Below are 18,561 nucleotides of genomic sequence, written 5' to 3' on the forward strand. Positions count from 1 at the left end.
CATCTGGGCACGAGGAGAAACCATAGGGTTCACTGGTCACATTAGTGGTCGCGAGGACATTCCACTCAAAACGCGATTGGTGCAGATTCTTGATAATCGACAACCAAGAAGGAACGTTATCGAAATACACCATTTAACATAATATGCATTATGCGCACATTCGTATTTAAGGCTTGTACCGTGGGGCAGTCAGATTTCAAGCCAGACTAGCCCCCTGAAATCGAAAACCCGTCCATTCGTTGACCGAGGTTAACGTCTGCGCAAATCCCCTTGATTAAAATGCGGGCTCCGCACCCTCACGGGGAAAATGGCATGACGATTATCGTAACTGGCGCCGCGGGCTTTATCGGTAGCAATCTTGTTCAGGCGCTCAACCATCGCAATGAAACCGAAATCATCGCCGTCGACGACCTGACCGATGGCGACAAATTTCGCAACCTGGCCTGCAGCGAAATTTCGGACTACCTGGACAAGGACGATTTTCTCGAGCGCTTCAGCCGTGGCCAGTTCGGCAAGGTGCGCGCCGTGCTGCACCAAGGCGCATGCTCGAGTACCGTCGAAGCTGACGGTCGTTTCATGATGGATAACAACTACCGGTTCAGTCGTGAACTGCTGGCCGCTGCCCAGCAACAGCAGATCGCGCTTTTATATGCATCGTCGGCAGCCGTCTACGGCGCCGGACAGGACTTTCGCGAACAGCGCGAATGTGAGCGCCCGCTGAATGTCTATGGCTATTCAAAGTTCCTGTTCGATCAACAGGTACGTCGGCAGCTGTCGGTTGCACGTAGCCAGATCGTCGGTTTGCGTTATTTCAACGTCTACGGGCCCCACGAACAGCACAAAGGCGCCATGGCGTCTGTGGCCCTGCACTGCTTCAACCAGTACCAGGCCAACGGCAAAGTCAGCCTGTTCGGCAGTTATGGCGATTATCCGAACGGTGGCCATCTGCGTGATTTCGTCTCTGTTGAAGACGTGGTCAAGGTCAACATGTTCTTCCTCGATCACCCGCAGCTGAGTGGCATCTTCAACGTTGGCAGTGGCCGCGCCCAGCCATTCAATGATGTGGCCTTGGCTGTGATCAATCGGCTGCGCGAGCGGCAAGGCCAACCCATGTTGTCACTTGAAATGGCCTTGCTGGAAGGCATTCTGGAGTACGGCGAATTTCCTGAACATTTGCGCGGCAAGTACCAGTGTTACACCTGTGCCGACCTGAAGCGCTTGCGCGCTGTCGGTTATACGGCACCCACTTTGGCAGTTCAGCAAGGTGTGGCACGTTACTGCGACTGGTTGCAAGGTATCCAGGGGTCACCGCCTGCCCCAATCAAACAGGTGGCTTAATATTGCGAGGAATTACGCAATTCGGGTATTTTCAGCTGGTGCACGGTTATTTATTGGTGGTTTATTAGCGATAACTACACTAAATAGTCATTTAGTGTAGTTATGTTTGGCGCCCGTGAAGTCATGCGTGGAAACTGCCAAGCCCCTGCTTTTCCATGTCATTGGGCAAAGTGCAAATTCCTTTCTAGTATTAATGCGTTGCAGCGTTTTAGTCGTGCGTCCCGACGTCTCTCGACAAGGAACCGAGAATGCCTATGCCTCGCTTTGCCTGTCATAGCCTGCCCTTGTTTGTGGCCTTGATCTGCCTTACCGCCCACGCCGAACAGGAGGTTCCGGCCGACGGCTCATCACCGATCCGCGTGCTACTCGCAGCCGAGCTGGGAACCACCCTGTCGAGCCAGATGAACGGCACTTTGGGTGAACTGAAGACCCGCTTTGGCGAACGGGTCGCCAAAGGTGCCACCCTCGCCCGCTTCAACTGCAACGAAGCCCAGGCGCGGGGCAAGGTGGCGGTAGCCGAACTGGCCATGGCCCGGCAGAACCTGGAAGCCAAGAAGCAACTTCGCAAGCTCGATGCAGTAGGCGATATCGAGGTGGCAGCAGCCAACACCGAAGTCCAGAAGGCAGACGGCGCCCGCGCCATGGGCGAGGCGCAGATGAGTTATTGCCTGGTGCAGGCACCCTTCTCCGGCCATGTCGCCAAGGTCTACGTAAAGCCTTACCAGACCGTCGGCGCCGATACCCCTTTGTTCGACCTGGTCAGCGATGGCGCCTTAAAGTACGTTTGAACGTGCCTTCCAGTCAGCTCAAGACCCTCAGCCCGGGCCAGCCGCTGGAAGTGCAAGTGCACGAAACTGGCAAGACCTACCCCGCCAAGATCAGCGTGATCAATGCCAGGGTCGACGCGGTGGCGCAGACCATAGAGCTGGAAGCACGCTTCGACCAGGCTTTGCCTGAGCTGATGGCGGGCATGAGCGGCACGGCGCGGTTTGCGCCATGACCGTGAACCAGCCTCTGCCCCACCCACAACTGTTGTTGCAGCTGGACGCCCTGCGTGACAAAGCCATGGCCGCCGAGTCGTTGAATGCCCTGGCGTTCAGCATGGCCAACGATCTTTACCCATTGCTGCCCTTCCACCAGGCGCTGGTCTGGCGGCAAGGCAAGGGCGGGCTCGAGCTGCTGTGCGTTTCTGGCCTGGCGCGTCCCAGCGAAGACTCGCCCTACCTGGTCTGGCTCAAGCGTGCCAGCCGCTGGCTGGCCAGCCACCTGAGCGATGAAAAGCCCGTCTGGCTGACCGAGGCCACGGCTGCGCCACCGCCCGACATCGCCGAGGGCTGGGCCGAGTGGTGGCCTGCCGGCCTTTGCTGCATACCGCTGCACACCCCGGCCGACGAACGCTGGGGGCTGCTGGTGCTGCTGCTGGAAGAGGCACCGCCGGCGGCGCTGTACCAGCACCTGGACGGCCTGACCCGCACCTGGGCCTATTGCTGGAGCGCGCTGACCCGTCGTCAGCGCCTTGGCCGCTGGCGCCCCAGCCGCCGCCAGGTGCTGCTGGCCGTGCTGCTGCTCGCCGGGCTGTTACTGGTGCCAGTACGCCAGAGCGCACTGGCACCGGCGCAAATCGTCTCGCGCCAGGCGCAGATCGTCAGCTCGCCGATCGACGGGGTAATCAGCCAGATGCACGTGCGCCCCAACCAGCCGGTGCAAGCAAAGCCCAGCCTTGGCGAGCAGTGGCTGCATGCCCGTGATGATCAAAGCGTGGCCTATATTCCCAAATCCTAGGCCAGCCCCTGATTCCTTGAAACGCGGCAAGTAACGACGACTATTCGGTCAACTACAAGCACAGTTTTACATTCACCCGAATGAGTGTTTTTGAGTTTCAATTTTATTGCCCGCCAAACACTAAGTCAGAAAGCTGAACCTTAGCTGTCTATGTTGGAAATGTAATGAGAAGGCTACCTATTTTTTATACTTCTTTCACAAAAACCGGCATAACCTTGGCCGAATAAGCCACTGTCAATCACTACGGCACGGAAGACTGAGCCCCCGCAGACAAAACTGACTTAGCGCAACCCCCCTACTTTCTGCCTATGCACTTGATGCAAAAGTTTTCTTTGCGTCTACGCTGGCAATGGACCCCATTAAATCAATGGGTTCTGTCATTTTGCTGTATTACCGAGGTGCTCATGAGTGAGGCGTTTCTCCCTTTCTCGCGTCCTAGTATGGGCGACGAGGAAATTGCGGCTGTCGAAAAGGTCCTGCGTTCGGGCTGGATCACCACCGGCCCACAAAACCAGGCACTTGAAGAGCAGTTCGCACAGTACGTCGGTTGCCGCCATGCGGTAGCCCTGTCATCGGCCACTGGCGGTATGCACATCGCTTTGCTGGCACTGGGTATCGGCCCTGGAAATGAAGTCATCACCCCGTCGCAGACCTGGGTTTCCACGGCCAACATGATTTCACTGCTCGGTGCCACGCCGGTATTCGTCGATGTCGACCGCGATACCCTGATGACCGATGCGGCGCGCATAGAGGCGGCGATCACCCCACGGACCAAGGCCATCATCCCGGTTCACTACGCGGGCGCAGCTTTCGACCTCGACCCCCTGTACGCCCTCGCCGACAAGCATGGCATCGCTGTCATCGAAGATGCCGCCCACGCTGCCGGCACCCGTTACAAGGGCCGCCATGTCGGTGCCCAAGGCACGGCAATCTTCTCGTTCCATGCCATCAAGAACATGACCTGCGCCGAAGGCGCCATGTTCGTCAGCGATGACGAAGCCCTGGCCAGCCGCGTGCGCATGCTCAAGTTCCATGGCCTGGGTGTCGATGCCTACGACCGCCTGACCCATGGCCGCAAGCCCCAGGCCCAGGTCATCGAACCCGGCTTCAAGTACAACCTTGCCGACATCAACGCCGCAATAGCCCTGGTGCAGCTCAAGCGCCTGGATGCCATCAACGCCCGCCGTACCGAACTGGCCGGCCTCTACCAGCAGCGTCTGGCAGGCCTGCCAGTGCAGCCCCTGGCCGTTCCGGGCTACGACCAGCAGCACGCCTGGCACCTGTTCATCCTGCGCATCGACAGCGAACGCTGCGGCCTTGACCGCGAAGCCTTCATGAAAGGCCTGCAGGAGCGCGGCATCGGCACCGGCATCCACTTCATCGCCACCCACCTGCACACCTGGTACCGCCAGCGCGATCCGCAGCTCTCGCTGCCAAACACCGAATGGAACTCGGCGCGGCTGTGCTCCATTCCATTGTTCCCTGACATGACCGACCACGACCTCGACCGGGTCGTCACTGCCATTGAACAGCTTGTGGGAAATCGCTCGTGAGACCTTACCCGATCCATTGTGTGTCCATCGTCATCCCGGTCTACAACGAGGAGGAAAGCCTGCCCGAGCTGCTGCGCCGCACAGGCGCCGCCTGCCAGCAGTTGCGTCACCCCTATGAAATCGTGCTGGTCGACGACGGCAGCCGCGACGACTCCGCGCACATTCTCGAAGAGGCCGCCAAGGCCGAGAACAGCCCGTTCGTGGCGGTGATCCTCAACCGCAACTACGGCCAGCACGCAGCGATCATGGCCGGTTTCGAGCAGTGCAAGGGCGACGTGGTGATCACCCTCGACGCCGACCTGCAAAACCCGCCGGAAGAAATCCCGCGCCTGGTCGCCGAAGCCGAACGCGGTTTCGACGTGGTCGGCACGGTGCGCAGCAACCGCCAGGACTCGGCCCTGCGCCGCTGGCCATCGAAGGTGATCAACTACGCGGTGAAGCGCTCCACAGGCGTTGCCATGAGCGACTACGGCTGCATGCTGCGCGCCTACCGGCGCACGGTGATCGACGCCATGCTCGCTTGCCGCGAGCGCAGCACCTTCATCCCGATCCTGGCCAACAGCTTCGCCCGCCACACCACCGAAATCCTGGTGACCCACGCCGAACGTGAACACGGGGATTCGAAGTACAGCCCGATGCGCCTGATCAGCCTGATGTTCGACCTGATCACCTGCATGACCACCACGCCGTTGCGCCTGCTGAGCATCGTCGGTTTCAGCATGGCCGCGCTCGGCGTGCTGTTTGCCATGGTGCTGATCGTGCTGCGCCTGGCGTTCGGCCCGGGCTGGGCCGGTGACGGCCTGTTCGTCCTTTTCGCCGTGCTGTTCGTGTTCACCGGTGGCCAGTTCATCGGCATGGGGCTGCTAGGCGAGTACCTAGGGCGTATGTACAGCGACGTGCGCGCCCGCCCGCGATTCTTCATCGAAAAAGTGCTGCGCAGCGGCCCGCCGCCTGTTCCGGCACAAAACGTCACCGTTGACGGTTTCAACTCCTCCACTTCGGGTCAGGTTCACTCATGAGTGCAAAAACAGTTGTCTTCGCGTACCACGATATCGGCTGCGCCGGCATTGAAGCCCTGCTCGACAGCGGTTATGACATCGCAGCGGTGTTCACTCATGCCGACGATCCCAAGGAAAACACCTTCTATGCCTCGGTCGCACAGCTGTGCGCACGCAAAGGCATCCCGGTGCACGCGCCGGAGGACGTCAACCACCCGCTGTGGGTCGAGCGCATCAGCCAGCTGGCCCCGGACTACCTGTTCTCCTTCTACTACCGCAACCTGCTCAGCGAACAGTTGCTGGCCACCAGCCGCAAGGGCGCCTTCAACCTGCATGGCTCGCTGCTGCCGCGCTACCGCGGCCGTGCGCCGGCCAACTGGGTGCTGGTCAACGGCGAGCGTGAGACCGGCGTCACCCTGCACCGCATGGTCAAGCGCGCCGACGCCGGCGCCATCGTCGCCCAGCTGCGGGTGGCCATCGAACGCAGCGACACCGCACTGAGCCTGCATGGCAAACTGCGCGCCGCAGCCGCCGACCTGCTGCGCGACACCTTGCCAAACTTGCGCCAGGGCAAGGTCAGCGAAACCCCGCAGGATGAGTCCAAGGCCACGGTGTTCGGCCGTCGCACCGCAGCCGATGGCCGGCTGAACTGGCAACAGCCTGCCGAAACCCTGTTCAACCTGGTGCGTGCGGTGACCCAGCCCTACCCAGGTGCGTTCTGCCCGGTCGGCGAGCACAAACTGATCGTCTGGAGCGCCGACGTGGTCAAGGGCAACGATGGCCTGGCCCCTGGCCGGGTAATCAGCACCGACCCGCTGCGCATTGCTTGTGGCGAAGACTCGCTGGTGATCAGCGCCGGTCAGCGCAATGACAACGGCCTGTACCTGAGCGGCCCGCAGCTGGCCGCTGAACTGGGCCTGGTCGAAGGCTCGTTGCTGCGCGGCGCCGATTCGCGCAGCGCCAAGCGCCGCACCCGGGTATTGATCCTTGGCGTCAACGGTTTCATCGGCAACCACCTGTCCGAGCGCCTGCTCAGCGACGAACGTTACGAAGTCTACGGCCTGGACATCGGCTCCGACGCCATCGAACGCCTGCGCAACCACCCGCGTTTCCACTTCGTCGAAGGCGATATCAGCATCCACTCCGAGTGGATCGAGTACCACGTCAAGAAGTGTGACGTGGTGCTGCCACTGGTGGCCATCGCCACGCCGATCGAATACACCCGCAACCCGCTGCGCGTGTTCGAGCTGGACTTCGAAGAAAACCTGCGCCTGGTGCGCTACTGCGTCAAATACAACAAGCGCGTGATCTTCCCGTCGACCTCCGAGGTCTACGGCATGTGCCAGGACCAGAACTTCGATGAAGACACCTCCAACCTGGTAGTGGGGCCGATCAACAAGCAGCGCTGGATCTACTCGGTCTCCAAGCAGCTGCTCGACCGGGTCATCTGGGCCTATGGCCAGAAAGGTCTGAACTTCACCCTGTTCCGCCCCTTCAACTGGATGGGGCCACGCCTGGACCGCCTGGACTCCGCGCGTATCGGCAGTTCCCGCGCCATCACCCAGCTGATCCTGAACCTGGTGGAAGGCACGCCGATCCGCCTGTTCGACGGCGGCGCGCAAAAACGCTGCTTCACCGACATCGCCGACGGCGTCGAGGCCCTGGCACGGATCATCGACAACGACAACGATGCCTGCAACGGCCAGATCATCAACATCGGCAACCCGGACAACGAAGCCAGCATCCGCCAGCTTGGCGAAGAGCTGCTGCGCCAGTTCGAGGCCCACCCGCTGCGCAGCCACTTCCCACCGTTTGCCGGGTTCCGCGATGTCGAGAGCAAGGCGTTCTACGGCGGCGGCTACCAGGACGTGTCCCACCGCAAGCCAAGCATCGCCAACGCCAAGCGCCTGCTGAATTGGGAGCCGACCGTGGAGATGCGCGAGACCATCGGCAACACCCTGGACTTCTTCCTGCGTGAAGCCATGCGCGAGATCGAGGCCCGCCCGGCAGAAGAAGCACGCTGATGCAGGCAGGGTTGCGCATCGATGTCGACACCTACCGCGGCACCCGTGAAGGTGTGCCGCGCCTGCTGGAGCTGCTGGACGAGGCACAGGTCAAGGCGACGTTCTTCTTCAGTGTCGGGCCGGACAACATGGGGCGCCACCTGTGGCGCCTGATCCGCCCGCAGTTCCTGTGGAAGATGCTGCGCTCCAATGCCGCCGGGCTGTACGGCTGGGACATTCTCCTGGCCGGCACGGCCTGGCCCGGCAAGCCGATTGGCCGTGACCTCGGGCACCTGATGCGTCAGGCCCGGGACGCCGGCCACGAGGTTGGCCTGCACGCCTGGGACCACCACGGCTGGCAGGCCAATGCCGGGCACTGGAGCATGGCGCAGCTGACCGAGCAGATCCGTCAGGGCGTCGACACCCTCAGTGACATCCTCGGCGCGCCAGTGGACTGTTCGGCCGTCGCCGGTTGGCGCGCGGATGAGCGGGTCATCGAGGCCAAGCAGGCTTTCGGCTTCCGCTACAACAGCGATTGCCGAGGTAGCAGCCTGTTCCGCCCCCGCCTGGCCGACGGTTCGGCAGGGGCGCCGCAGGTTCCGGTGGACATGCCGACCTTCGACGAGGTCGTCGGCCCGCAGGTGGCTGCCACGCACTTCAACGAATTTATCCTGGGGCGCTTCCGCCCCCAGGCACTCAACGTCTACACCATCCATGCAGAGGTAGAAGGGATTCTGATGGCCCAGGACTTTCGCCATTTGCTGGCCGATGCACGCCAGCGCGAGATTGCGTTCAAACCGTTGGGCGAGTTGCTCCCCGCCTCGCTCGACACCTTGCCCGTTGCCAGTGTGCAGCGCGGCACCCTGCAAGGCCGTGAAGGCTGGCTGGGAGTGCAAGGCTCATGAGCAGACGCTGGACGTTACCGCTGCTGTTCGGCCTGTTCGTGCTGGCCTTCCTGCTGCCACTGGGCGGCCATGGCTTGTGGATCCCCGACGAAACCCGCTACGCCCAGGCCAGCCAGGAGATGCTGCTGACCGGTAACTGGGTCTCGCCCCACTTGATGGGGCTGCGCTACTTCGAAAAACCTGCCGCAGGCTACTGGATGATCGCCCTCAGCCAGGGGCTGTTCGGCCAGAACCTGTTCGGCGTGCGTTTTGCCTCGGCACTGAGTGTCGGGCTGAGCCTGACACTGTGCTACCTGGTGGCACGACGCCTGTGGAACGACCCGCGCAAGAGCCTGGTCTGCACCCTGGTCTACATGAGCTTCTGCGTCATGGTGGGCCAGGCAGCCTATGCCAACCTCGACCCGCAGTTCACCCTGTGGGTCAACCTCAGCCTGGTGGCCCTGTGGTTCGCCGTGGACTGCCGCAGCAACGGCCAGCGCCTGGCGGCCTGGGCGGTGCTGGGGCTGGCTTGCGCCATGGGCTTCATGACCAAGGGCTTTCTCGCCTGGCTGTTGCCGGTGCTGATCGCGCTGCCGTGGATGCTCTGGCAGAAGCGCTGGCGCGAACTGCTGGTTTACGGGCCAGTGGCCGTGGTGGTGGCGATCGTTGTCAGCCTGCCCTGGGTGCTGGCGGTGCATGTCCAGGAGCCCGATTACTGGCGGTTCTTCTTCTGGCATGAGCACATCCGCCGGTTTGCCGGTGACGATGCCCAGCACAGTGCCCCCTGGTACTACTACCTGCCGTTGCTGGTGGCCTACAGCCTGCCCTGGGTCGGCGCGCTGCCGCCGGCCCTGAAACAGGCCTGGCAGAGCCGCACCCAGCCCAAGATCGTCTTCTTGCTGCTGTGGCTGCTGATGCCGTTGCTGTTCTTCAGCCTGAGCAAGGGCAAGTTGCCGACCTACATCTTCCCGTGCCTGCTGCCCATGGCCCTGCTGATTGGCCATGCACTGGATGACCGGCTGCGCCTGCAAAAAGGTCGCGCACTGGGCATCAATGGCTGGCTCAACGTGGTGCTGGGCGTGGTCGCCCTGATCGCACTGGCTTGGCTGCAGTTGAAAAAGCCCGTGTACGACCACGAACTGACCGGCATGCTGATGATGTGCGTTGCCCTGGCGGGATGGACTGTCGCCAACCTGGCCCAGGCCCTGTCGCCGCTGCGCTGCTGGGCGGCTCCGGTATTCGGCAGCCTGTTATTGATGGCCCTGCTGCCGGCGGCACTGCCCAAGTCGGTCGAAGGCAACAAGATGCCTGACCAGTTCATCCTGCAGCACCTCGACGAACTGACTGGCGCCACGCACCTGCTGAGCAATGACCTTGGTGCGGCCTCGGCCCTGGCCTGGCGCCTGCAACAGCCGAATGTGGCGTTCTACAACACCGTCGGCGAACTGAAGTACGGCCTGGCGACCCCTGAAGGCCAGGGGCGCCGGCTGAACGACAAGAACGTCCGCCCGTGGGTCGACGATGCTCGCCGCAGTGGCACGGTCGCCGTGGTGATGCGGGTCAAGGGTGAAGATGAACAGCGTGAGCTCGCCCTGCTGCCCGACGATGGCACGCGCTACCAGCAAGGCAAGATGGTGATCCTCATCCTGCCCAAGGTCGCGCCATGAGCTGGCTACTGCTGCTGGCAGCCTGCCTGCTGACTTGCCTGGGCCAGGTAGCGCAGAAGTTCGCCGTGGAAAGCTGGCGTGGGCAGGCGGGGCCGTGGACGGACAAGTTGCGTTCGCCCTGGCTGTGGCTGGCCCTGCTCGCCCTCGGCAGCGGTTTGCTGGTCTGGTTGCTGGTACTGCAGCGCATGGAGGTAGGTATCGCCTACCCGATGCTCAGCCTGAACTTCGTGGTTATCACCCTGATCGCCCGCTTCGGCTTCCATGAAGCGGTCGATCGCCGTCACTGGCTGGGCGTGGCCATGGTCATCGCCGGGGTGGCCTTGCTGGGGCAGCAATCATGAACCAGCGCCTTGGCATCGCTTTCGCCCTGGGGAGTGTGCTGCTGGTCAGCGCTGCCCAGCTGGCCATGCGCTGGAGCATGACCCGCCTACCCCAGCCTGGCCAGTGGTTGTCGACACTGACCAGCCAGGGCCTCGATACCCTCGCCGTGGCCGTGGTGCTGGCGGCAATCGCCGCTTACGGCCTGTCGATGCTCTGCTGGCTGCTGGCCCTGCGCGACCTGCCGTTGGGCCGGGCCTACTCGCTGCTGAGCCTGAGCTACGCCCTGGTCTACCTGCTGGCGGCCAGCCTGCCGCTGTTCGACGAATCATTCAGCTTTGGCAAATCACTGGGCGTGGCACTGGTCATGCTCGGGGTCATCACGATCAATACGCGTCCGGCCCGTTCGCCCGCATCAAGGAGTGCTCCATGAAAATTACAGTGTTTGGTAGCGGGTACGTCGGCCTGGTGCAAGCCGCAGTACTGGCCGAGGTTGGCCATGATGTGGTGTGCATGGATGTCAACGAGAAGAAAGTCGAGCTGTTGCGCCAAGGCCATGTCAGCATCTTCGAACCGGGCCTTTCCAGCCTGGTGCGCGAAGGCATGGATGGCGGGCGGCTGCAGTTCACCACCGATGAAAAGCTCGCCGTCGAACATGGCCGCGTCGCCTTCATTGCCGTCGGCACACCCTCCTGTGCGGATGGCTCGGCGGACCTCAAGTATGTGCTGTCGGTCGGCGATGCCGTTGCCCGCCACCGCCAGGAACCGCTGATCCTGGTCGAGAAGTCCACGGTCCCGGTCGGCACCGGCGACACCCTGCGCGCCCACATCAACACGGCGCTCAGTGGCCGTGAGCTGCGTATCGATATCGTTTCCAACCCGGAGTTCCTCAAGGAAGGTTCAGCCGTCGCCGACTGCCGCCGGCCGGACCGTATCGTCATCGGCTGCGAGGGGGAAGACGTGCGCGATGTGATGCGCGACCTCTACTCCCCGTTCAACCGCAACCATGACCGCATCATGTTCATGGACCTGCGCAGCGCCGAGCTGACCAAGTACGCCGCCAACTGCATGCTCGCCACCAAGATCAGCTTCATCAACCAGATCGCCGAGCTGGCCGAACACCTGGGGGCTGACATCGAGTCGGTGCGCCAGGGCATCGGCGCGGACACCCGCATTGGCTACCACTTCATCTACCCAGGCTGCGGCTATGGCGGCTCGTGCTTCCCCAAGGACATGCGCGCGCTGATCCACAGCGCCGAGCAGGTGCACTGCTCCAGCGACCTGCTGCAGGCGGTCGAGGCCATCAACGAGCGCCAGAAGCACAAGCTGTTCGAGCGCATCCATGCGTTCTATAACGGCGACCTTGCAGGCAAGACCTTTGCCTTGTGGGGCCTGGCGTTCAAGCCCAACACCGATGACATGCGCGACGCCCCCAGCCGCGTGCTGCTCGAGTCGCTGTGGGCTGCCGGTGCCAGCGTGCGTGCCTTCGACCCCGAAGCCATGCAGGAAACCCAACACCTATACCCGAACGAAGAGAAACTGATGCTGATGGGGACGCCGGAGTCGGTGTTGTCCGGTGCCGACGCGCTGATCATCTGCACCGAATGGCAGCAGTTCAAGGCGCCGGATTTCGAGCTGATCCAGCAGCGCCTGAAGGCACCGGTGATCTTCGACGGGCGCAACCTTTACGATGCCGAGCGTCTGTCGCGCAAAGGGTTCAAGTACTTCCCGATCGGCCGTGGCGATTCTTGCCAATTGCCGGTTGCCCCGCAACTGCCCCGCCAGGGTTCGAAAGCGGCGTGATGACTCTGCCACTCACCGTTCGACGGCAGTCCCTGCTTGCAGGGCTGCTGGCGCTGCTGCTGTTCTGCGCCGGGGTGTATGGGCAGGCGCCCATCGGCTTCGACTCGCGCTTCGTGCTGTTCGCCCAGGAGATGCTGCGCCATGGGCCAACGGTGTTCCCGACCACCTATGGGCAACCTTATGCCGACTACACCTCGCTCTCGACGCTGTTCATCTGGCTGTTGTCACTGCCGTTCGGCGCTGTCAACAGCCTGACCGCATGGCTACCCAGCGCCATCGCCGGGGCGCTCATTGTGACCCTGATGTACCGGCTGCTGGCCCCGTTCTCGCTGCGCTGGGCGTGGAGCAGCATCGCCTTGCTGCTGCTGACGGTCACGTTCGTCAGCGAAGTGCGGGCCGTGTCGCAGGACCTCATGCTGGCGGCGGTCGCCTTCAACGTGTTCTACCTGGGTTATGCCCACGACAATCGTGGCGCCGGGCGCCGCTGGCCGCTGGTGTTTGGGTTGTTGCTGCTGGGTTTCGGCATTCGCGGGCCGATCGGCCTGGTGGTGCCGACCGGCATCCTGTGCAGCTACTACTTGCTCACAGGCCAATGGCGGCGGTTATTGCTGTTCGGGGGGCTGGCCAGCCTGCTGCTTGTCGCCAGTGTCGGCCTGTTGCTGTGGATGGCAAAAGCCAGCGGCGGCCAGGCGTTTCTGGATGACGTGATCCGCATGCAGTTCATGGGGCGCATGGACGGCAGCGAGGGCGCCAGCAGCGCGCTGTACTATTTCACCAGTTCGCTGGGCAACTACGCGCTGGCCTATCCACTGGCAATCCTGGCGTTGCTCGGTGCAGGGCTGGGCCGTGCACAGCTGCGTGGGCCGGCGCTGTACCTGGTCGTTTACTGCGCGGCCGCGGCACTGCTGGTGATGCTCGGGTTGTCGATCCCGCTGGCCAAGAAGGCCCGCTATCTGCTGCCGATGCTGCCGATGGTTGCGATCATCGCCGCGTACCCGTTCCAGGTCACACAGGGGCGGCTGTTCGCCTGGCTTCGCGGTTTGACCCAGGGGCTTTGGCTGTTGACGCCGGGGCTGATGATGGTTGCCGTGCTGGTCGCCCAGGGGCGCTTCCCCGAGCAGATCGGCGCCACCACGGTGCTGCTGGTTGTGCTGGCGGCCCTGCAGTTGTGGGCGCTGTCGCGGCTCTTGCAGTCACGCTGGCGTGCCGAGGTCACCGCTGGCTGCGCGGTCATGGCGTTGTGGTTGGTCTATGTATCGGTGTTCGAACCCGTGGAGCGCCGCCTGTATGACACCCGCAGCTTCACCCAGGCCGTGCTCGAACAGGTCACGCAGCAACCTGCCCCTTTGGTGCTGCACCACCTGGGCCGCGATGCCAAGGCCATCAAGTTCATGGTCAACCTCGACCACGACATGCAGCCCCTGTTCAGCGAAACCCCTGCGCAACTGCAAGCGTTGCAGGGGCCTGCCTGGTTGATGATGGATCGCCACGACTTCCAGGCCTTGCAACAGGCACGCTTGCAAACGCTGCAGCCGCAACTCAGCGGGCGCTTCGACAACAACGACTATGTGCTGGTGTACCTCGGGCACTGAACCTCAGCCAATGTCCATCTACACCTTGCGAGCGCGCAAGCGCTCGTGATACCGGCCGCCCAATGCACCGCCCCAGGGCAAGACCAGGCCGATCACCAGCAGCACGATCAACAGCGTGAGCCCTTCGAACGGGCTGAAAAATTCCAGCACGGCGCAGCTCAGCGTCAACACCAGACCCACGACGGTCAAGACGTCCGGTTTAAGCACCGGACAGTCGCTGGTCGCCACTGGCGCGTGCATAAACCCTACCAGCCACAGGTAAAGCCAGCTGACCACAGATGTAATGAACAACATCAGAAACAACAAATGATGGCCAAACATCGAAATGTGCATGGTCCCTAACCCTGTGCAAGCAAGCCTGTCGCGTTACCGCTGGTTTAAGCCATTCAACATGAAAGTTCCGTCAAAAAAACCTGACCTCAAGCCTGCGCTGTTTAAAATGTCGTTTTCCCACTCGACGTCAAGGAACACTGCTATTGAAAGGCTTGCAGAACTTTCATGCCGAAGCCGTTTTGCTTGAAGCCAGGCAACTGGGCCGCGTAGATCTGCCGAGCCAGGCCACCTTGCTGGCACCGACCGACTTCTCCCTGCATACTGGCGAGCGCGTAGCCCTGATTGGCGCATCAGGTTCGGGCAAGAGCGTCCTGCTGCGCACCCTGGCCCTGCTGGATGCCCCCAGCTCAGGTGAAGTGCTGTGGCTGGGCGAACCGCTGACCCCACCCCTGATACCGAACTTTCGCGCCCGCGCCTGCTACCTGACTCAACGCGCCGCGCTGGTGGAGGGCAGTGTCATGGACAACCTGCGGCTACCCTTCACGCTCAAGCACAACCGCCACCGCCGCTTCGATGCAGCCCTGGCGATGCGCCTGCTGGAACTGGCCGGCAAGCCACCCGGCTTTGCCGACAAGGCCGCTTTCGACCTGTCCGGGGGCGAGGCGCAGCTGGTTGCCCTGGTCCGGGCGCTGCTGTTGGCACCCCAGGTGCTGTTGCTCGACGAGCCGACTTCGGCGCTCGACCCGCAATCGGTGGCTGCAGCAGAGGCGCTGGTCATGAACTGGCTCGAAGAATCGCCCGATAGTCGCGCCTTCTTGTGGATCACTCACGACCACGCTCAAGCCCAGCGCATCAGTACGCGCACATTGACCATGCACCAAGGCACCTTGCTGAAATGAACTATCACAACCTTGCCTACACCGACGTGGCGATTGCCGCTGCGCTGATTCTGGTCAACGGCCTGCTGTCACTGTTGCTGAAACTGCAACTGGAGCGCCAGTTGCTGTGGGCGTCACTGCGTACCATCACCCAGCTGTTGGCCATTGGCTACATCCTCGGCTGGGTGTTCCAGCATGCCCAGTGGTACATCGTGCTGCCGCTGATGCTCAGCATGACCCTGATCGCCGGCTATTCGGCGGCCGGCAGGGGCCAGCATCGGCATCGGGGCCTGGTGGCCGACAGCGTGCTGTCGGTCGGGCTGAGTTCGTGGCTGGTCACCGCCATCGGCCTGTTCGTGGTGCTGCGTGTGCGCCCCTGGTACGAGCCGCAATACGCCATTCCCATCCTTGGCATGATCCTTGGCAATACCCTCACCGCCGTTGCCCTGGGCATCGACCGCATGACCCGTGAGCTAAGCGCCCAGCGCCCGGTCGTGGACATGGTCCTGTCGCTCGGCGGCACGCGCTGGGAGGCGGCCCGCGCCGCAGCGAGCCAGGCGTTGAAAGCCGGCATGATGCCAACGCTGAACCAGATGTCGGTGGTGGGGATCGTCAGCCTGCCGGGCATGATGACCGGGCAGATATTGGCCGGGCAGGCGCCTGGGGACGCCGTGCGTTACCAGATCGTGATCATGTTCCTGATTGCCGCAGCGTCGGCACTGGGCACGGTGTGTGCCGTGCTGCTGACCTTCAACCGGCTGTTTTCACCGGCTCATCAGTTCATGGCGCACAAGCTGGGCAGGCGCGGCTGAACGCGCTCAGGCCAGGCCGCCAAAGCGCTTGTAGAAGCTTTCATTGACATCGGGCAAGGGCCCGTCGGCGGTTTCAAGGGCGCTGTTTAGCCAGGTTTCCGCCTTGGCCCAGACCAGGCGATACAGGTTGCGGCACAGCTGGCGGGCTGCGCGGCCTTCCCAGTCACCGGGCAGCAGTTCGTCCGGCAGCTGCGGGTCGCGCAGCAGCAAGCGGCGGTACTCGTGGATCAACAAGGTTCGCGCCAGGAAGCAATCCTGGGCATCGAGCTCGTCCTGTTCTTTCAAGCTCTGCCACAGCGGCCGGAACAGCTGGATGAACTCGCTGTACTGCTGGCCAAGCTCATCGATGCGCCAGCTCTCCCGCACCTGTGCACGCATCGCCTTGGATGCCAGCACTTCCTGGGTATGGGTTTCGAAGACGATGCTGTCGTCACTGGCTTCCAGCTCGCGCAAAGTGGCGGCCAGATCGCCGCGATCAGCCCTCGGGCAGCCCAACAGGTTCGGCGCCATGGCACCAAAGCCTTGCCATTCCAGCTCTTCGCGCACGGCCTTGCGCTTGCCGGCTTCCAGCTGGGACAGCAACACCAGCGTCCAGGCGCCATCCCAGGCGGGCTGGCTCGGGCTATAGACACGCTTGAAGGCCTTTTCGAAACGCCGCCGCCCGGTGCCGGTCAGGCTGTAGTAGCTACGGCGCCCCACCTTCTCGGCAGTCAGCCAGTCTTCCTTGGTCAGGCGGAAGATCGAGGTGCGGATCAGCCGCTCGTTGATGCCGATCGGCTCCAGCAGGTTGATCAGACTGCCCAACCAGACCGTGCCGCCATGGGGTTCGATGGCATCACCGTAGAGGGTGATGATCAGCGAACTGGCGCGGATCGGGGTCTGCTCCTGGAAGCGGGTGATCAGGTTGTTCAGCGGAACGAGGTTGCTCATGGACGAACTGCGCGCATTGAAAGCACCGACTATACCTGTGCGACGGGTCGCCTGACCATGGCACGACGCCGGCAGGTTCATGCGCCCGCCTCGCCCTTGGGCCTGAAGCCGCCATCACCCATGCGCGGGCGCCGTGCTTCGGCTGCGCTCAGCGGTGGGCATTCCACCATGGTCGCCATGCAGCGTTGGCTCAGGCGCTGGTACTCGGCAGTGCCGCGCTGCTTCCAGCTCAGCTCCTGCTCGGTCAACGGGCGCTTGACCTGCGCCGGCGCGCCCATCACCAGGCTCTGTTCGGGGCACTCGAAGCCCGCTTTGACAAAGGCCGTGGCGCCGACGATGCAGCGTGGGGCTATGTGCGCGCCGTCCATGACCACGGCATTCATGCCGACCAGCGCATCCTCACCCACGCGGCAGCCATGCAGCACCGCGCCATGGCCGACATGGCCGTTGCGCTCGATCACCGTATCGCCGCCCGGGAAGCCATGCATGACGCAGGTGTCCTGCAGGTTCGCCCCTTCTTCCAGCACGATGCGCCCGAAATCGCCGCGCAGCGATGCCAGCGGGCCTACATAACAGCGCGGGCCGACAATGACATCACCGATGAGTACCGCGCTCGGGTGCACGTACGCAGTAGGGTCGACCACAGGGGTGAGGCCGTCGAGCCGATAGCAAGGCATGTCTATTCTCCGCAATCATTCGTCAATTGTGCTTGTTCGTGTATCGCAATTTCGTGCGCGATCGACCACGATCAACGCCGCTGAATTTGGGCGATACAGCGAAATAGCGGTAACAAACAAAATAGAACGAGATACATAAAAACACAATTGCTATTGCAATGCTGTATCGCATGATGCTTATACTGATCGCACCTGGGCAGGTTCCCCGCTGCCCCTGCAGACAATTCCAATAAATGCCGGCCACCTGAAGTGCCGTGCGAGCAGCCTGAGGACCCCGACATGCCTCGTTTCATCGATGTGCAGGCCCCTGAACACGGCGTTCGCCTGCTCACCCTGCAACGCCCGGAAGCGCTCAACGCCCTGTGTACCGAATTACTGGCAGAGCTTGCGGCAGCGCTCACCGATGCGGATGCCGACCCACTCACCCGCGCCGTGGTCATTACCGGCAGCCGCAAGGCCTTTGCCGCCGGTGCCGATATCCGCGAAATGGCCGAGCGTGACCTGGTCGGCATCCTCAGTGACCCTCGCGTCGCCCACTGGCAACACATCGCAGCTTTCGCCAAGCCCTTGATCGCTGCCGTCAACGGCTACGCCCTGGGTGGCGGCTGCGAGCTGGTGATGTGTGCCGACATCGTGATCGCCGGCGATGACGCCCGCTTCGGCCAGCCAGAGATCAACCTCGGAATCATGCCGGGCGCCGGTGGCACCCAGCGGTTGCTGCGTGCCGTTGGCAAGCCGCTGGCCATGCAGATGGTGCTGACCGGCGAGGCAATCACGGCCCGCCACGCCCTGCAGGCCGGCCTGATCAGCGAAATCACCCAGCCTGAACTGGCCGTCGAGCGTGCGCTGCAGGTCGCCCGCAGTATCGCCGCCAAGGCACCGCTGGCGGTGCGCCTGGCCAAGGAGGCCCTGCTCAAGGCTGGCGACAGCGACCTTGCCAGCGGCCTGCGCTTCGAGCGCCATGCATTCACCGTGCTTGCCGGCACTGCAGACCGTGACGAAGGCATTCGCGCCTTCCAGGAAAAACGCCCGGCGCAGTTCAAAGGTTGCTGA

Annotated in this window: 16 protein-coding genes and 2 pseudogenes; 15 read left to right on the forward strand and 3 right to left on the reverse strand. The window is 62.7% G+C overall.

Annotation, left to right across the window (positions count from 1 at the left end; genetic code table 11):
* Positions 1–312: 312 nt before the first annotated feature.
* From rfaD to APH27_RS17175, 12 genes and pseudogenes are all read left to right on the forward strand, one after another.
* The gene (gene rfaD / locus APH27_RS17120) at positions 313–1,338 is read left to right on the forward strand and encodes an ADP-glyceromanno-heptose 6-epimerase (protein WP_060485450.1); all 1,026 of its coding nucleotides are present in this window, start codon (positions 313–315) and stop codon (positions 1,336–1,338) included.
* Between the two features lie 248 nt (positions 1,339–1,586).
* Positions 1,587–2,338, forward strand: a pseudogene (locus tag APH27_RS17125) (efflux RND transporter periplasmic adaptor subunit).
* A pseudogene (locus APH27_RS17130) lies at positions 2,335–3,048 on the forward strand (HlyD family secretion protein); the annotation flags it as partial. The pseudogenes APH27_RS17125 and APH27_RS17130, both read left to right, overlap by 4 nt.
* A 476-nt stretch (positions 3,049–3,524) precedes the next feature.
* On the forward strand, positions 3,525–4,673 hold the full coding sequence (gene arnB, locus APH27_RS17135; protein WP_060485451.1) for a UDP-4-amino-4-deoxy-L-arabinose aminotransferase: 1,149 nt from the start codon (positions 3,525–3,527) through the stop codon (positions 4,671–4,673).
* A complete protein-coding gene (arnC, locus tag APH27_RS17140) occupies positions 4,670–5,692 on the forward strand; it encodes an undecaprenyl-phosphate 4-deoxy-4-formamido-L-arabinose transferase (protein ID WP_027917339.1) in 1,023 nt (340 codons plus the stop codon). Before arnB ends, arnC begins: the two co-directional genes overlap by 4 nt.
* A complete protein-coding gene (gene arnA, locus APH27_RS17145) occupies positions 5,689–7,695 on the forward strand; it encodes a bifunctional UDP-4-amino-4-deoxy-L-arabinose formyltransferase/UDP-glucuronic acid oxidase ArnA (protein ID WP_060485452.1) in 2,007 nt (668 codons plus the stop codon). The genes arnC and arnA overlap by 4 nt, the downstream gene beginning before the upstream one ends.
* Positions 7,695–8,579, forward strand: a complete 885-nt coding sequence (gene arnD, locus APH27_RS17150; protein WP_027917341.1) for a 4-deoxy-4-formamido-L-arabinose-phosphoundecaprenol deformylase — start codon at positions 7,695–7,697, stop codon at positions 8,577–8,579. Before arnA ends, arnD begins: the two co-directional genes overlap by 1 nt.
* A complete protein-coding gene (gene arnT, locus APH27_RS17155) occupies positions 8,576–10,225 on the forward strand; it encodes a lipid IV(A) 4-amino-4-deoxy-L-arabinosyltransferase (RefSeq protein WP_060485453.1) in 1,650 nt (549 codons plus the stop codon). The genes arnD and arnT overlap by 4 nt, the downstream gene beginning before the upstream one ends.
* Positions 10,222–10,566, forward strand: a complete 345-nt coding sequence (gene arnE, locus APH27_RS17160) for a 4-amino-4-deoxy-L-arabinose-phosphoundecaprenol flippase subunit ArnE (RefSeq protein ID WP_027917343.1) — start codon at positions 10,222–10,224, stop codon at positions 10,564–10,566. Before arnT ends, arnE begins: the two co-directional genes overlap by 4 nt.
* Positions 10,563–10,976 carry a 4-amino-4-deoxy-L-arabinose-phosphoundecaprenol flippase subunit ArnF gene (gene arnF / locus APH27_RS17165; RefSeq protein ID WP_027917344.1) on the forward strand — a complete coding sequence of 138 codons (414 nt, stop codon included), beginning with the start codon at positions 10,563–10,565 and terminating at the stop codon, positions 10,974–10,976. The genes arnE and arnF overlap by 4 nt, the downstream gene beginning before the upstream one ends.
* The gene (locus APH27_RS17170; RefSeq protein WP_060485454.1) at positions 10,973–12,346 is read left to right on the forward strand and encodes a UDP-glucose/GDP-mannose dehydrogenase family protein; all 1,374 of its coding nucleotides are present in this window, start codon (positions 10,973–10,975) and stop codon (positions 12,344–12,346) included. Before arnF ends, APH27_RS17170 begins: the two co-directional genes overlap by 4 nt.
* On the forward strand, positions 12,346–13,938 hold the full coding sequence (locus APH27_RS17175; RefSeq protein WP_177331688.1) for a glycosyltransferase family 39 protein: 1,593 nt from the start codon (positions 12,346–12,348) through the stop codon (positions 13,936–13,938). Before APH27_RS17170 ends, APH27_RS17175 begins: the two co-directional genes overlap by 1 nt.
* Positions 13,939–13,956: 18 nt before the next feature.
* On the opposite strand, the gene APH27_RS17180 is transcribed toward APH27_RS17175, so the two are convergent.
* Positions 13,957–14,271, reverse strand: coding sequence for a hypothetical protein (locus APH27_RS17180; RefSeq protein ID WP_060485456.1), 315 nt, complete (start codon positions 14,269–14,271; stop codon positions 13,957–13,959).
* Positions 14,272–14,414: 143 nt separating this feature from the next.
* On the opposite strand from APH27_RS17180, the gene APH27_RS17185 reads away from it, so the two are divergent.
* Positions 14,415–15,110: an ATP-binding cassette domain-containing protein gene (locus APH27_RS17185; protein ID WP_256250609.1), complete on the forward strand. Its 696-nt coding sequence runs from the start codon at positions 14,415–14,417 to the stop codon at positions 15,108–15,110.
* Positions 15,107–15,901: an iron export ABC transporter permease subunit FetB gene (fetB, locus tag APH27_RS17190; protein ID WP_027917348.1), complete on the forward strand. Its 795-nt coding sequence runs from the start codon at positions 15,107–15,109 to the stop codon at positions 15,899–15,901. The genes APH27_RS17185 and fetB overlap by 4 nt, the downstream gene beginning before the upstream one ends.
* Positions 15,902–15,907: 6 nt before the next feature.
* Here the strand turns inward: fetB and paaX are convergent, their stop codons facing one another.
* Positions 15,908–16,831 carry a phenylacetic acid degradation operon negative regulatory protein PaaX gene (gene paaX, locus APH27_RS17195; protein ID WP_177326672.1) on the reverse strand — a complete coding sequence of 308 codons (924 nt, stop codon included), beginning with the start codon at positions 16,829–16,831 and terminating at the stop codon, positions 15,908–15,910.
* A gap of 77 nt (positions 16,832–16,908) precedes the next feature.
* A complete protein-coding gene (gene paaY / locus APH27_RS17200) occupies positions 16,909–17,508 on the reverse strand; it encodes a phenylacetic acid degradation protein PaaY (RefSeq protein WP_060485458.1) in 600 nt (199 codons plus the stop codon).
* Between the two features lie 279 nt (positions 17,509–17,787).
* On the opposite strand from paaY, the gene paaF reads away from it, so the two are divergent.
* Complete coding sequence (paaF, locus tag APH27_RS17205; RefSeq protein WP_060485459.1) at positions 17,788–18,561, forward strand: 2,3-dehydroadipyl-CoA hydratase PaaF; 774 nt, start codon at positions 17,788–17,790, stop codon at positions 18,559–18,561.

It is taken from the genome of Pseudomonas sp. NBRC 111123, assembly GCF_001320205.1.
In the GTDB taxonomy this organism is placed as follows: domain Bacteria; phylum Pseudomonadota; class Gammaproteobacteria; order Pseudomonadales; family Pseudomonadaceae; genus Aquipseudomonas; species Aquipseudomonas putida_J.